Raw genomic sequence first — 14,793 nt, 5'->3', positions numbered from 1 at the left:
TGCCTTCTCACCCATCGACAGCAGTTCGGGTTCCCACGATCTGAAATACTGGACATCCCATATAGCGGGAACATAATATCGAGACGTGGGACAGCATAGCGGCATCGGCGTACTGGACAAGGCAATGGCCGTGCTTCAGGCGGTGGCCAAGGAGCCCTGTGGGCTGGCCGAGCTGTGCACTCGGACCGGGCTCCCCCGGGCGACCGCGCACCGGCTCGCCGTGGGCCTGGAGGTGCATCGCTTGCTGCGCAGGGGAAGCGACGGACGGTGGCGGCCGGGCGCCGCACTGGCCGAGCTGGCCGGCGGCGCGGTCGATCCGCTGCTCGACGCGGCGAGCTCGGTGCTGCCAAGGCTCCGCGACCGCACCGGGGAGAGCGTGCAGCTCTACCGGCGCGACGGCGTGCACCGCGTCTGCATCTCCACGGCCGAGCCGCCGAGTGGCCTGCGCGACACCGTCCCCGTCGGCGCGAGGCTGCCCATGACCGCGGGCTCCGGCGCGAAGGTCCTTGCGGCGTGGACCGATCCGGCCACTCAGCGTGCACTGCTCGCCGACGCGGTGTTCGGCGAGCGGGCGCTGCTCGAGGTCCGGCGGCGCGGTTGGGCGCAGAGCGTGGCCGAGCGGGAACCAGGTGTAGCAAGTGTTTCCGCGCCCGTCCGGGACGCGGCGGGTCAGGTCGTGGCGGCGGTTTCCGTGTCAGGGCCCATCGACCGCATGGGCAGGCGTCCGGGCGCCCGCTGGGCCGCGGACCTGCTCGCGGCCGCGGACGCTCTACAGACCCGCCTCTGAGTCCCAATTAGACACAGATCAAGGAGCGCACGTCATGGGGGACGGGCCGGTCAGGCGCGTGTTGACTCGATTGGTCAACGACGACAACCTGGACCTCTACCTGCTCGGCACCGTCGCGCTGGTGTTCACGGTGCTCGGCATCACAGGCATCTCGGACGTGAAGACGACCTCCGCCGTCGTCGTGGCCCTCCTGGCCTTGCTGGCCTTCTCCCAGATCCGCTCGAGGAGGCTGCTGGAGCAGATCCGCGACGAGTCCCGTGGTGGCGCGGCCACCCTGTTCCTGTCGGACCTTCCGGCCGAGCTGGTGTCGCGCCGGGCGCAGGCACGCGACCTGCTCCTGGTCGGCGACTCGATGTCGCGGACCGTCCACGGCATGCGGGCCGACATGATCGCGATGCTGGAGGCAGGCGGGCGAGTTCGGGTGCTCCTCCTCGATCCGACCAACGACGCGCTGATCGAGACCGCGGACAGCCGCATCGAGCACACACTGGGGCCGGAACACATGCGGAGGCGCATCACGTCGACGCTCGACGATCTGGTCTCCCTGCGGGACCGCACGGGCGGGCGGCTGGAGGTCCGCGTGTCGTCGAGCATCCCGTCGGCCGGGTTCAACTGCATCGACACCGCGGATCTTCGTGGGCTCGTCTGTGTGCGGCATCACGAGTTCCACCCCGGCCGTGAGGCGGCTCCGATCTTCACGCTGGAGCCGTCGGACGGCGTGTGGTTCCGGCACTTCGTCGATGAGGCGGAGCGGCTTTGGGAAGCCGGCACGGAGTGGCCGCTGTCGGCGGAGGCAGCGGTGGCACGGGCCGGCCGGCCGGTGTTCAGGAACGAGTTCGGCCCCGAGCTCGACGCGACCATCGAGTCCGCGAAGGACCTCCTCGTCACCGGGATCGCGCGGAACTCGATGGTGAACTCGAGGTACCGCTGGCTGGAGCGCAGGCTCCAGGCCGGCCACCGGTTCCGCTTCCTCCTCATCGACCCGGAGAGCACCGCGGTCGACATCGCCGCCGGCAGGTACCACATTCCCCGCACCGCGGAGAGTGTTCGCGACAGGGTGACGCAAACGCTGCGCCTCCTGTCGGAGCTGAAGGCCGCCACCGACGGCGACCTGGTGGTGCGCCTGACCCCGTACCCCCTCACCATGGGCGTGTACGTCACCGACACCGCGCTCTTCGCCGAGTACTTCACCTACCGGGGCGCCGGCAACCCGAAGCTGGTGCTGCGACCCGGTGACGACGACTCGGACTACACGCTCCTGCGTGACGAGGCGGAGAAGCTGTGGGACAACGCCCGGCCCCACCAGCTGTGAGTCAGACCGTCCCCGTGTGCCCCAGCCACCGTTCCCGCCACGCCAGCCGCAGCCGGATCGCGGTCAGCGGCAGGTCGTCCCCCAGCAGGCGGGCTATCGCCTCCCGCTGGGCCCACGGGCACAGCTCGCTGAGCAGCCCCGGGATGTCCGCCTCCGGCACCCCGTCCACAAGGGACACCGCGATCTTCGCGCGCCCGATGACGTGCCCGTCCGGCAGCACGCGGGCCCGGTAGTAGTCGATCCGCGCGATGGCCACGCGGTCCGTCGCCTCCCGCAGCTGGGCGACCACCAGCTCCGCCACGTCCGTGCGCCGCAACGCCTCCGACGGCACGCCCCACGACAGCCACAGCGGGTGGTCGACCGTCGCCAGCGTCTCCTTGATGGGCGGGCGCATCGGGCCGGTGCGCAGCAGCCGGTAGTCCGTCGCCGCGGAGTCGGTGATGCGGCTCTTGCTCCGCACGGCCTGCCTTCTGGTCAGACCGCACTCGCTGGCCGTCTCGCCGAGCCCGTCGGCGATCGGCAGCGTGGCGCTCGACAGCCGGGCCCGCCCGATCCTCGCCGGCGCCAGCGGCACCACCATGTTGATGAACGCGATCTCCTGCATCGACGACTCGGACACCGCGAGCAGCCCGACGTTGCGCGACAGCAGGTCCGACGCGATCGCCGCGGACGAGCCCGGCCGTGCCGGGCCGACGAACGTCAGCAGCTGCACCGCGGAGGGCCGCACGTCCGGCGCCCAGCCGAACAGCTCCGCCTTCCTCGCCTCGTAACGGTCCCGGTCCGGCGGCAGCACCGACCACCACTCGCCACGCACCCGCCCGAACCGCCGGTCGGCGACCTGCAGGCCGAACCCGCTCACCGTGGCCAGCTTGGCGAGCGCGCACATCAGCGAGATCCGCTTGCCGTGGTTGTCCTGCTCCAGGCCGACGAGCATGCGCAGCGCCATCCCGTTGGCCACCCTCGGCGCCTCGCCGGAACCGTCCACCCGGAACTGCCGCCCGGGATCGCGGAACGGCGCGACCGGGGACTGCAGGAACAGCACCGGCGCGCCGTGGCCGGCCGCGGCGGCCGCGGTCATCCCCTGGTAGGCCAGGGTGATCATCAGCGAGTCGGCGTAGGTGGGCCGCCACGGCTCGTGGTCGAGGGTGACGAGGATCTCGACGCTGTGGTCGGTGTCGTACAGGAAGTCCGGGTTGATGACCACGCTGCCGGCGAACAACCCGCGTGCGTGCCCGTTGGTCTCCTGGCGGCGCACGGCGATCCGGCTGGTCGTGACCCCGTCCTGCTGCTTGCTCGGCGTCGCTGGCGTCCACGTGTGCACCTGGAAGCCCACGCCGGCGACGTGGAACGCCAGCGTGTCGGTCGCGGTCCGGTCCCGCGCGGTCGGCGGCCTCACCTCGACGGTGGGCAGGCCGGTCTCCGGTCCGTCGTGGGTGATGTCGAACAGCACCGACGGGCTGCCGGCGGTGGCCGCACGGGCGGCGACCGCCGCCAGCGCGGGATGACGCAGTCCCGGGCTAACCATCGTCCTCGATGCCGATCGTGGAGAACTCGGCGCGGCAGCGTTTCCAGCGCCGCGGTGGGCGTTTCCTGATCTCCTGGACGAGCCAGACCGGGGTGACCTTGTTGACCGGCACGCGGCGCCGCCGCTTCATCGCCTTGCCGGCGCCGTCCAGCCCGACGAGCAGGAACAGGCCGAGCAGCGCGATCATCCCGGCCAGGAACGGCCGGTCCAGCGCGCCGGCCCGGCCGGACGCGACCAGCAGCGCGAGCGCGCCCGCGATGATCACCGACGCGTACGCGACATAGCGCGGGAACAGCCGGAGCTGGCCGAGCACCGTCTTGTTCGACGGGATCTCCAGCCGGGACAGCAGAAGGCCGGGCACGAGCAGCAGCATGGTGACCACGGCGTCGGCGGAGGAGATCGGGCCGCCGCCGGAGATGTTCGGCTGGAACCAGTTGCCGAGCGGGCCCAGCACGGGGATCCCGCTGAAGTAGTCCGGTTCCATCACCACACCGAAGCACACGACCAGCAGGAGCACGGCGAGCAGCAGCTTCGCCACGTTGGACGCCAGCGAGGGCGGGTCGTCGACCAGTGCCATGTAGACGGTCGAGGTGACCGGCTCCACCGAGCCGGGGTCGGCGCCGAACGGCCGCCGCTGCCACTGCGCGTGGCCGGCGTTCTCGCGGGGGTCGTTGTCCACGTGGATGTCCTGGTCCACCTGGGTGTCCTCGAGCTCCTTCGCCAGGCGGAGGAGGGTGTCCCCGGGCAGCAGGCCCTCCGCGAGCTTGCGGAAGTAGTCCGCCTCGTACAGGTTCGCGAACCGCTCCAGCCGCGCGACCATGGGCTCGTCGAGCACGAGACCGGTGTCGGCGGTGGGGACCGTGGTGTCGGGCCGGGGCGGGAAACGCACCGGCCGGCTGGAGAACGTCGCGTACCGTTCCTCGACGTACTCCCGGAACGTCTCGAGGTCACGCTGGCGCCGCCGGCCGAACTCGGCGAGCCTGCTGGCGATGCCCTGCAGCTCCAGTTCCAGCAGTTTCGGTGCGACCAGGCGGAGCGTGTCGTAGTTGTCCGCGACCGCACGCATGTCCGCGACGAGTGACTGGAGTGCCGGCGAGTCCACGTCCGTGGTGAGGAAGAACCGGCGGACCTGGATCTCCGACGGCACCTCGGCGGTCACGTGGTAGGAGTTCACGGCACGCGGGATGAGCGTCGCGTACCGCACGGTGAACTCGTGGCGGATGCTCATCCAGCGCACGAGCGCGTTGCGGGGCCGCAGGTGCTTCGAGCGGGACGGGATGACCGGGGCCTCGTACTGGACGAACACCTGCGCCTTGCTCGTCGGCATGGCCACCACGAGCAGGTACTCGGTCGAGGCGATGTCGAGCAGGCGCAGGAAGGGACTGTCCGGCTCGAACAGCTGCGTGACGGCCGCGGCGGCCTTGTCGCGGATGATGTCGGAGTCGGTCGCGCGGCCGCTGTCCGCCGGCGGTGGCGGCAGCGCGCCGAAGCTGGGCCGCCCACGGGTCACCATGGCGGCGATGGTGGCCTCGACGAGCCAGCGGGACCGGTTGAAGCTGTGGCGGATGCCGTGCAGGAGCTCCCTGGGGTCCTCGGTGCGCGGGTCCGAGGTGAGGAACATGCGGAAGGCACGGCACAGCCCGTGGGTCAGCGCGCGGCCGTTCTCGACCTGCGTGGTGCGCGGGACGACGTTGCCGGCGCCGTCCCGCACCACGAAGGAGGCCTGGTCGCTGCGCGACTGACGGGTGACCGGCAGCCAGACCGCCGCCGGCTCGTCGGCCCCGGGATCCGTGCGCAGCGCCCACTTCTGCTCGGCGGTGAGCACGTTCATGTTGATGTCGACGCTGACCGTGCGCGCCATGTGGGTGGAGTCGGCGAGCGTGAGCGCCTCGCTCATGCGGTCGACGTGCTCCAGCCGCAACCCGAGCGCGAGGAGGTTGAGCCCGAGGGCCTCCTGGTAACCGTCGTGTGGTGGCGGCGCGGTCGGGATGGGCGTTCTGCGCAGCGCGTTGAGGAAACGCTGCAGCCGATCGGCCTCCCCGGCGCCAGAATTGTCGGCCACCACGCGCTCCCAACCCCCGTTTGTCCACCAACATAACCGAGTGTGTCGGGGAAACACACTCGGCTTCGGCTATTCCTCGGAATCCTCGCCGCCGCCGTCGAACAGTTCGCCGTCCATCATGTCACCGATGATCATGCCGCCGACCAGGCCGGCGGCCGCGCCGCCGACGATCGCGCCCATGCCGGGACCACGATTTCCGTGGTGCTGGCGATTTCCGTGATGTCCCCCGAACGCGGGATTGCCGTGCGGTACCCGCTCGGCCGCCCGAGTCAGCCATTCCCCGATCAACGAGGTCCAGTCGGCCTCCTCCGCTTCGGCGTGGGGCAGCTGGAAACGGCCGAACGTGTCCCCGCCGGGACGGAACAGCCCGCCACGCTTGTCGGCCTCCAGCACGACCCACAGGTCGCGAGGGTTGGCGACGAAGGTCAGCTCGACCTGGTTGAGCCGCCCGGCGAACTGTGGCGGCGGAAAGAACTCGATTTCCTGGTAGAAGCCGATTTCCTGCGGCACGCCGACGATCCGGCCGGCCTCGACGTCGGCGGTGCGGAACGTGGCGCCCAGCTCGCCGAACGCCTCGAGCACCTGGTTCTGCGACGGCAGCGGCCGGACAGCGACGGGGTCCAGGTCGCCCTTGTCCGGCGCGCCCTTGATCTCCAGCTCGGTGCGCACGCCGACGGTGACGCCGGGCAGGTGCACGTCGCCCACCATGGTGACCGGGGTCTCCCACGGTATGGCGAGCTGGAAAGGAATGTCGAGGCGCTGGTTGGCGGTCACGCGCACGGCCCGCTGGACCACGAGCCGGTGGAACTCGCCGACGCCGCCGTGCTCGCCGCCGCCGTGCTCGACCTCGACCCGCGTGACGAGCGACAGCACCACGGCGTCGATGACGACGTCGTTGGCACCGCCCTGGATGCTCACCCGTCCACGCAGCACCTCACCGGGGCAGACGGCGGTCGAGTCGAGCACGGTGTCGACGGACGGCCCACCGACGCCGAAGGCGGACAGCATTCTCTTGAACACGGACATCCCTTCCAGACAACAAGATCACGGACGGGACGAATCCTGGCACGAATCCCACGACTCGGACAAATCAGGCGCCGACGCAACCCCGCCGGGCGTCGGCCATCTTGAGAGACATGCGACGCCTGCCGATCATCAGCGCGACCGCGGCCGGCGTGGCCGTGGTCGCGGCCGTGGTCCAGTACACGGTCCCGGCCGCGGCGCCGACACTGCAGCGCGGCGACTTCACGCTCGTGACGTCCGGCGAGTGGTGGCGGCTGGTCACCCCGCTGCTGGTGCAAACCCTTGGCTGGTACCAGGTGGTCACGAACCTGGTCACGCTGGCGCTGGTGGGTGCGGTCGCGGAGCGGTCGGTCGGCGGTGCGCGCTGGGCGGTCCTGTTCGCGGCGGGGACGATCGGCGGTCAGGTGGCCGCGTACGCCTGGGGGTTGCCCGGCGGCGGCGACTCGATCGCGATCTGCGGTCTCGCGGGGGGAATGGTCGTGCGGCTACTGGCCGGCCCGGCGGCGAACCGGTGGCCCGCGGCGGTGGTGGTCTGTTACGTCGCGGCGCTGACCGGCTGGGGTTTCGGCGGAATCCCCGCCGCGGGCGTGGCGGGGATCGTCGCGGCCGTCGCGGTGTTCGCTCTACCGTCGCCGCGGTTCGCGCTGCTCGCCGCGGTGGGAGGTGCCGTGGCGTTGGCGGCACACGCCGATCTGCACGGCGTTTCGCTGCTGTCGGGAATGGTGGCCGGGATCTTCTGCCTCGGGGGCGCCCTCTCGGGACGTCGAGCGTCCCGAGAGGGCGTTGCGGGGTATGCGGTCTAGGAGAACGAGACGGAGTAGCCGTTGCTCACGAAGTCCATCCCGCCGCTCGACGAGGTGATCTCGAAACCGAACTGGACCTCGCCGAGGGTCACGTCGCCGAACCACCCGCGGCTCCTGATCCAGTTCATGACGGCCAGGATGTCCACCGACCCGGAGTTCGTGTTTCCGGTGCGCACGAACGAGAACACGGCGTTCGCCCCGTTGCTGCCGCGGTAGACGTCCCACGTGTGACCGCCGACCGACGCCGTGGTCTGCTTCGAGCCGAGCGGGCCGACGGCGCCCTGCTTGTTCATCCACAGCATCACTTCGTACGCGTTGTTGTTCGCCCAGATGTCGTACGCGGTCGCGTACGCGCCGCCGCCCGGCCTGGTCACGTCGAAGCTGCTGGAGAGACTGCGCAACCCGCTCAGGTTCCGGCCGATGTTCCGCGCCGAGTGCGGGTAGGCCTTCACGCCGCCGGTGTTCGGGTGGTTCGCCCACACGCCCCAGTTGCTGAACGAGTTCGCCCAGATGGTCTGCGGGCCGGCACCGCTGCCCCACACGTCGTTGCGAACGGTGTACCCGCCGTTGGACCACGTCCCCCACTTGTCCGTGGAGGACCAGACGGCCTCGGTCGAGAACTCACCGCCGGAGTCGCCGATCGTGCCAGGCACCGAACGCACCGCGTTGAACCACGTGGCGGCCATCTTGTCGTACCCGTTGGCGGTGGGGTGGATGCCGTCGATCAGGTCGGCGGCGGTGAGCGCGGCATGCATGTCCACGAGGTGCACGTGCCTGCCGGCGTTCGCCTTGGCTCGCACGATGCCCGGCACGGCCGTGTTGAACCTGCGGACGCCTGCCTCCTGGCTCGCGTTGCTCAACGGGATGATCGTCGCGACGAACACGTCCGCGGCCGGCGCCGCGGCCGTGATGTGGTCGACCAGAGTGGACAGCCGGTTCGGCGCGGTGGCCAGGCTGAAGTTCTGCAGGACGTCGTTCGTGCCGATGTGCAGGAGGACGGTGCGGGGGCTGGTGTTGCGCACCCAGTTGGTGATGTTGGCGTCGATCTGGTCGATCCGCCAGCCGGGGTGGCCCTCGTGGTCGTGGTCGCCCAGGTTGTTCGGCCCGTTGAACTGCGACCCGACGAGGTCCACCCGGTATCGGCCGCCGGTGAACCGCTGCCAGAGCCCGATCCGGTAACCGCCGGGCACCTGCGTGCCCTCGGTGATCGAGTCGCCGAGCGGCATCACCCGCACGCCGCCGTTGGACTCGGCCTGTGCCGAGCCCGCGGTGAGCAGACCGCCGGCGGCGAGTACCGCGGCCAGCAGGAGATGGAGCCACCGTGGGAGGTGCCCGCGCGTGGCCAGTGTCGTTCGCATCGAAGTCCCCATCGTCGTCGTTGACATGTGGGTCGCGACCGTAGGTAGCCCAGGCTGAACTCAATGTAGCCATGCGGCTCGGCGGCCGTCAACGAAAGAAGAGGCGAAAGTTGTGAACGTTCTCGTAAGGCTCGACCACGGGATCCATGAACTGAACTGTTAACGCGAACATCGTCTGGGGACGGCTTCGCCGACCAGCCGCTCCGGCCCATACCGATGGCGGCCGCCCGCACCTGATGTCAGGCGAGTCCGTAGTCCGCCATACGGGTTCGCAGCCTGCTCCAGAAGGCCCGCAAGCGATAGCGGAGCACCTCTCGCCGGCTCGGGGCGTGGAAGACGATGAAGTCGTCGAACACGTGCACGCCCGGCCGGGTGATCCGCTCGGTGGCGTCTCGGATGTTCACGAGCTGCGCCACGGTCATCTGCAACGGGGGTTCTTCCGGCTGGTAGGTGGCGCCGATGGGATAGTCACGACCGCGGCGGCGGCTCATCTCGATATGACAGCCCATGACGTGGGTGACCGGCCGGGCATGGGCGAACGCGACCAGCCTGTGCAGGCTTTCGCGGAGCATGGCGAGGTCCTGCACGTACAGCCGTCCGGGTAGGACGGTGTCGCCGGTGAGGAGAAAGCCGGTCCACGGGTCGTAGATCGCGATGGACGCCTCGTGGTGGCCCGGACAGCCGGTGACCTCCAGCACCCTGCCACCGAGATCGAGCCGCGCGACGCCGGTCGGCCAGTCGGTGATCCCGAAGTACGCCTGGACCGAGGCCAGGGCGGCCGGCACCACGGTGGTGTGCGGGCGGCCGTCGAACTGCCCGTCGCCTGCGATGTGGTCGCCGTGTCCGTGCGTGTGGGCGACGACCAGCTCGTACGCGACCCGGGGATGCTCGGCCAGCCAGCCGTCGAGCAGGGCGTCGACGGTGGCGCGCAGGGGAAACCGCGCCGGATCCTCGGTCGCACCCGTGTCGAGGAGAAACGCCCGGTCGTTGCCGCAGAACAGAAAGAGGAACGGTGCCTCGTAGTGCACGGCCTTGTTCTGGCGGAGCACGAAGGTGTGGTCGTCGTAGGCGTGCACCTGAATCGGCGGATCACTGTTGCGCCGCACCGACCGCGACCCGTGGTTCCACCGCACGTCCAGATCACCGGCGACGGGCGCGCCGGTCAGGAAGTCAACCACGGCAACCCAACCCCCACCTCGGCGGTCACGTTCGTGCCGCGCAGTCTAGTGCGGTGTCCGCCGAGGTTACGCGTCGCTCCCGGACGGGATCAGGGCCCAGACGCGGAAGCCGCCGTCGGGCCGGCTCGCGGCCTCCATCTCCCCTTCGAGCATCCGCACCCGTTCCCGCAACCCGGTCAGCCCGCGGCCACCCGACAGTGACATGGAGGACGGACTCGCGGCGGCGCCGCCCGCGGTGGTCACCTCGATCTCGAGGTGTTCCTCGCCGTGGCGGACCTGGACCGTGGTGGGCCGGCCGGTCGCGTACTTCATCGCGTTGGTGAGGGTCTCCTGCACCACGCGGTACGCGGCCAGCTCGACCTCGACCGACCGCGCCCGCCCGACGCCCTGCTCGGTCCACTCGACGGGCTGGCCGGACATCCGGGCCTGCTCGACCAGGTCGCCCACCCGGCCGATGGTCGGCGTCCGGTCCGCGGTCGTCGCGGCGCCGGTCGTCCCGAGCACGCCGAGCAGTGCCCGCAGTTCGGCCAGCGCGCGGCGTCCGGTCTCGCTGATCGCGGAGAGTCCCTCGCCGGCGCGGGCCGGCGCGCTGTCGAGCAGGTACTGTGCCGCGTCGGCCTGGACGACCATCGCGGTCACGTGGTGGGTGACCACGTCGTGCAGGTCGCGGGCGATACGCGCCCGCTCGGCGGACGCCGCCACCTCGGCGGCCAGCCGCGTGCGTTCGGTCGACTGCGCACGCCATCTGCGCACACCCGAACCGCTCAACCAGATCACCGCCATTATCAGGTAGAACGCGAGAAAATCCAGGAAGTCCTGGGGAGACCCCAGGTCGTGCAGCACGACCGCGAGCACGGCATAGCCCGCGGTCATCACCACGGCGATCCCCCGGCGGAACCGCTCCAGATGTGCCCCGGCGGCGTACAGCGACAGCAGGAAGCCGACCTTGCTGAAGGTGTCCGGGTAGCCGAGCACCTGGTCGATCGCGAACGCGGTGCCGATGAGCAACACGCACGCCTCGGGCAGCCAGCTCCGTAACGCCAGGGGCACGCACAGCGCCAGGGTCAGGGCCAACCCGGCAGCCGCACCGGCCGGTCGGGCCGGGAGGTCGCCGATCTCCGGTCCGATGTGTGACACCGTTGGCACGAAGGCGAACACGGTGACGACCAGCGCCAATGCCGTGTCCTTGATCGGCCCCGGGTAGTCGGGCCAGCGACGGAGTACCACGCGCAGGGGTGCCGTGTCAGCAAACACCCTGCGTAGCTTAGTGACGCGCCCACTGATGACCTCCGGTTGGACCTGGTGCCGCCCAGGTTATGAGCGCGACGCGGCCATGGAATCCCCAGTGAGGCGACGTTTCCGCTAGCTCTCTCGGGGGACTCCGGCCAGCTCACCGCCGACGGCCACTCGGCGGGGGGCCGGGGTCCCCCGTGAGGACTACACAGACTGTCCACACCGAGGGGACCCGCACCCCGACGGTCTGTCAATAGGTTTCGCCGTCGTTAGCGCAAACGGCCGAGTCAGCACGGAAAACTGGAGGGCACAGGGCGATGAAGACGATGCGCGCGTCGACGGGAACGCGGCGCCGGAGACTCGCCGCGCTGGTGGCCGTGGGGCTCGCGGTCGCGGTGGTGGCGGCCTGCGACCCGGACGGCGACGACGCGTGGGACGACGACGCACCACCACCCGCGACCGCCCCCGCGGCGGCGGCCAAGCCCCGCATCACCTGGGGCGACTGCCCGCCGGTGGCGCAGGGCGCCAGCCGCGACCCCCGGCTGACCTGCGGCACGGTGAAGGTCCCACTCGACTACGGGAACCCGAACGGCACGAAGATCGACGTGGCGGTCTCGAAGCTCGCGACCGCACAGCAAGGAAAACGCCGTGGCGTCCTGCTGCTGAACCCGGGCGGACCGGCGCTGCCGGGCCTGGACACCCCCGGCACGATGGCGCCGACGCTGCCGGCGCCGGTGCTGGAGACCTACGACCTGATCGGCTTCGACCCACGCGGGGTCGAGCACAGCACGCCGCAGAGCTGCGGCCTTCAGGACCCGTCCGTGGCCGGACTCTTCCCCTACCCGGCCGCGGACGGCTCCATCGACGGCAACGTGGACCTCGCTCGCGCGAATGCCAAGCAGTGCGCGTCGAAGGCGGGCAAGAACCTGCGGTACTACACCACCGCCAACACGGCACGCGACCTCGACGGCATCCGAGAGGCGTTGGGCGAGAAGAAGATCTCGTACTGGGGCCAGTCGTACGGCACGTACCTCGGCGCGGTGTACGAGTCGCTGTTCCCGCAGAACGCCGACCGGGTGATCCTGGAGGGCAACGTCGACCCGACGAAGGTCTGGGCGAAGGCGGCGGCCAGCTGGGGCAAGGGCATGTCGGAACGCTTCCCCGACGCGGCGGCCATCGCCGCGGCACAGAACGGTGCGCTCGGGCTGGGCAGCACCGTCGAGGAGGTCACCAAGAACTACGTCGAACTGGCCGACCGCCTCGACCGCACACCCGCGACCATCCCCGGCGCACCACAGCAGCTGACCGGTGGCCTGCTCCGCAACGTGACCTACAGCCTGCTGCTGCACAACGAGACCCTTCCGGTGCTGGTCGGCTTCTGGAAGGCCGTCGCCGACCTGGCGGCGGGCACCCCGACGCCGGCCGACGGCGAGATACTCCAGCAGGTGTTCTCCGGTCCCCCAATGCCTCCTGGCGTCCCGGCGGACAACCAGGCCACGATGTTCCTGGCCCTGACGTGCGGCGACACGACGTGGTCCCATGACGTCGACGCCTACGCCAAGAGCGTCGCCGCGGACCGGAAGGCATGGCCGATCACCGCGGGAATGCCCGCCAACATCTGGGCCTGCTCGTTCTGGCCGAAGCCGGTCGAGCAGCCCGTCAAGGTGACCGACAAGGGCCCGCGCAACACCCTGATCCTGCAGAACCGCCGGGACAACGCCACCCCGTGGGACGACGGTGTCGGCCTGCACAAGGTCCTCGGCAAGCGCTCGGGCTTCGTGGGTGCCGACAACGGCGGCCACTACGTCTACGGCCAGGGCTCCACCTGCGTCGACGAGGCGACGGTGAAGTTCCTGACCACCGGCGAGCTGCCGGCCAAGGACGTCTACTGCACGGACGTCAAGCAGGGCTGACCCCACGACAATGGCCGTGGAGCCGCGCGCATCGCGCGGCTCCACGGCCATTTCTCGTTCAGAGCTGGGCCGGGTTCAGCGTGGCCGGGCCGTAGCGGGCGTGGGTGGGGCCGGTGACGAACGTCCAGTACCGGTCTCCGTAGGACCAGTGCCACCATTCGCTCGGGTAGTTGACGAAGCCGGTGGCGGTCATCGCGTCGATCAGTGTCTGCCGGTTGGCGCGGGACCTGGCGTCGATCAGGCCGGATGCCGTGAAGCACGCCGTGTCGCACTCGGGTGGGGTGGCGTTCACCTCGGTGCCCATCGGCAGTTCCGCGCCGTCGACCGCGCACACGGTGAGGTCCACGGCGCCGCCCGCGACGTGTGGTGCCACTGACGGCGGTGACACGTACGTGGCGGCCTCCGTGTGTACCCGTTCGGTCGGCCAGTCCGGGTTCGCGCGGGCGATCCGGGTCATGCTGCTCGCGAAGTACCGCTCCTGCAGGGCATGCGGCCGGTAGCCCTCGATGACCAGCAACCGCAGACCGCGTGGGAGTTGGACTCCGCGCCGCCACCAGCCGGTCCGCGACGCTGAGGCGTACGTGCGCGTAGGCACGGGTGACATCTTCTCCGCCGCCACCGGCACCCTCACCATCCGGAACGGCCGGGGCAGCAACAAACTTCGCCGACGCCGACGCCGACGCCGTCGGCCCGGGCTGGAGCAACTTCAGCCGACCGGTCGCCGGCGACTTCAACGGTGACGGCATCACCGACCTCGCCGCCGTCGAGGACGGCAGCACCCTCAACATCTGGAACGGCCGCGGTGGCAACAGGTTCACCGCCGCCGACGCCATCGGCCCAGGCTGGACCCCCTACTTCTGATCGGCGAGTCACGTGTGCCCGAGCGTCCGCGGTGCCACCGCGGACGCTCGGGCCTCGCCACGCGTGAGGCGGCCTGGCCAACCCGTAGGGAGCCTGGGCGCTCCGGACCACGGCCGCGTGCCCTGTCTCCCGCACGAGTACGGGAGACAGGGCACGCGGCTGTTCGAAGACCCCCTCAGCGTTGCCGGCCCATGCGCCGGTTCAGGACGAGTAGCGCGGTCCCGGAGGCGATCAGGAGCAGCATGATCCCGAAGGCCGATTCGAAGGGTCCGCCCGTGTAGGCGAGGTCGCCGGCGTGGGGGCCGCGGCCACCCCTGCCGAAGAACTCCACCGTGCCGCCGGCCTCGGAGGCACCGCCGCCGCTACCGAACCCGCCTTCGTCGGTCGGGATGACGACCCTCGACGGTCCCGACTGGATCGAACCGCCGCCGCCCTCCAGGTCACCGGTCGCGACCGCGACGTTGATGACCGCGCCCGAGTCGACGTCCTGCTCCGTGACGGTGTACGGCGCGGCCGAGCAGGTCATCTGCTCGCCGGGCTGCAACGTCGTCCTTGGGCAGGTGACCGGGCCGACGACCAGGTCAAGCACCACGACGTTGTTCAGGGTCGTGTCGCCGGTGTTGGTGACCAGGAAGGTGTAGGTGACGACCTCACCCTCGTCGGCCAGTCCGTCGCCGTCCGAGTCGGCCAGGGAGGCCTTCTTGAGCACGCTGATGGACGGTGCCTGACCGATCGCGC

The 14,793-nt window shown here is 70.4% G+C and carries 13 protein-coding genes and 1 pseudogene; 5 read left to right on the top strand and 9 right to left on the bottom strand.

Features of this window, described 5'->3' with window-relative positions; genetic code table 11:
- The first annotated feature begins 85 nt into the window (after positions 1-85).
- Both VET29_RS27430 and VET29_RS27425 read left to right on the top strand, forming a co-directional pair.
- Positions 86-787 carry an IclR family transcriptional regulator gene (locus VET29_RS27430; protein ID WP_324925587.1) on the top strand — a complete coding sequence of 234 codons (702 nt, stop codon included), beginning with the start codon at positions 86-88 and terminating at the stop codon, positions 785-787.
- Between the two features lie 58 nt (positions 788-845).
- Positions 846-2,099 (top strand): hypothetical protein, encoded by a 1,254-nt coding sequence (locus VET29_RS27425; protein ID WP_324925585.1) that lies wholly within the window; start codon positions 846-848, stop codon positions 2,097-2,099.
- Position 2,100: 1 nt separating this feature from the next.
- On the opposite strand, the gene VET29_RS27420 is transcribed toward VET29_RS27425, so the two are convergent.
- From VET29_RS27420 to VET29_RS27410, 3 genes are all read right to left on the bottom strand, one after another.
- Positions 2,101-3,624 carry a hypothetical protein gene (locus tag VET29_RS27420; RefSeq protein WP_324925583.1) on the bottom strand — a complete coding sequence of 508 codons (1,524 nt, stop codon included), beginning with the start codon at positions 3,622-3,624 and terminating at the stop codon, positions 2,101-2,103.
- The gene (locus tag VET29_RS27415) at positions 3,617-5,686 is read right to left on the bottom strand and encodes a hypothetical protein (protein ID WP_324925582.1); all 2,070 of its coding nucleotides are present in this window, start codon (positions 5,684-5,686) and stop codon (positions 3,617-3,619) included. The genes VET29_RS27420 and VET29_RS27415 overlap by 8 nt, the downstream gene beginning before the upstream one ends.
- 69 nt (positions 5,687-5,755) lie before the next feature.
- Positions 5,756-6,706: a sporulation protein gene (locus tag VET29_RS27410; RefSeq protein ID WP_324925643.1), complete on the bottom strand. Its 951-nt coding sequence runs from the start codon at positions 6,704-6,706 to the stop codon at positions 5,756-5,758.
- Between the two features lie 116 nt (positions 6,707-6,822).
- Here VET29_RS27410 and VET29_RS27405 point away from each other — a divergent pair, with 116 nt between their 5' ends.
- The gene (locus VET29_RS27405; protein WP_324925580.1) at positions 6,823-7,512 is read left to right on the top strand and encodes a rhomboid family intramembrane serine protease; all 690 of its coding nucleotides are present in this window, start codon (positions 6,823-6,825) and stop codon (positions 7,510-7,512) included.
- On the opposite strand, the gene VET29_RS44150 is transcribed toward VET29_RS27405, so the two are convergent.
- The 4 genes and pseudogenes from VET29_RS44150 to VET29_RS27390 all read right to left on the bottom strand — a co-directional run bounded on the left by VET29_RS44150 (position 7,509) and on the right by VET29_RS27390 (position 11,302).
- Positions 7,509-8,198: a GH12 family glycosyl hydrolase domain-containing protein gene (locus tag VET29_RS44150; protein WP_414636622.1), complete on the bottom strand. Its 690-nt coding sequence runs from the start codon at positions 8,196-8,198 to the stop codon at positions 7,509-7,511. The two genes, VET29_RS27405 and VET29_RS44150, sit on opposite strands and share 4 nt — an antisense overlap.
- Positions 8,199-8,249: 51 nt before the next feature.
- A pseudogene (locus VET29_RS44145) lies at positions 8,250-8,738 on the bottom strand (SGNH/GDSL hydrolase family protein); the annotation flags it as partial.
- 371 nt (positions 8,739-9,109) lie between these two features.
- A complete protein-coding gene (locus VET29_RS27395; RefSeq protein WP_324925576.1) occupies positions 9,110-10,048 on the bottom strand; it encodes an MBL fold metallo-hydrolase in 939 nt (312 codons plus the stop codon).
- A 66-nt stretch (positions 10,049-10,114) separates the two neighbouring features.
- On the bottom strand, positions 10,115-11,302 hold the full coding sequence (locus tag VET29_RS27390) for a sensor histidine kinase (protein WP_324925574.1): 1,188 nt from the start codon (positions 11,300-11,302) through the stop codon (positions 10,115-10,117).
- A 296-nt stretch (positions 11,303-11,598) separates the two neighbouring features.
- Between VET29_RS27390 and VET29_RS27385 the strand changes: the two genes are divergently transcribed.
- Positions 11,599-13,194 carry an alpha/beta hydrolase gene (locus VET29_RS27385; protein WP_324925572.1) on the top strand — a complete coding sequence of 532 codons (1,596 nt, stop codon included), beginning with the start codon at positions 11,599-11,601 and terminating at the stop codon, positions 13,192-13,194.
- A 58-nt stretch (positions 13,195-13,252) separates the two neighbouring features.
- Here VET29_RS27385 and VET29_RS27380 read toward each other — a convergent pair whose 3' ends face one another.
- On the bottom strand, positions 13,253-13,789 hold the full coding sequence (locus tag VET29_RS27380) for a M15 family metallopeptidase (RefSeq protein ID WP_324925570.1): 537 nt from the start codon (positions 13,787-13,789) through the stop codon (positions 13,253-13,255).
- Positions 13,790-13,791: 2 nt separating this feature from the next.
- Here VET29_RS27380 and VET29_RS27375 point away from each other — a divergent pair, with 2 nt between their 5' ends.
- Complete coding sequence (locus VET29_RS27375; RefSeq protein ID WP_324925568.1) at positions 13,792-14,055, top strand: hypothetical protein; 264 nt, start codon at positions 13,792-13,794, stop codon at positions 14,053-14,055.
- A gap of 175 nt (positions 14,056-14,230) precedes the next feature.
- On the opposite strand, the gene VET29_RS27370 is transcribed toward VET29_RS27375, so the two are convergent.
- Positions 14,231-14,793: DUF7507 domain-containing protein (locus tag VET29_RS27370; RefSeq protein WP_422652966.1), on the bottom strand; the 563-nt coding region annotated here is incomplete at its 5' end.

Source organism: Actinophytocola sp. (assembly GCF_035634895.1).
Classification (GTDB): Bacteria; Actinomycetota; Actinomycetes; order Mycobacteriales; family Pseudonocardiaceae; genus Actinophytocola.
The sequence above is the reverse complement of the archived record's forward strand: the minus strand, read 5'-3'. Positions and strand labels throughout refer to the sequence as shown.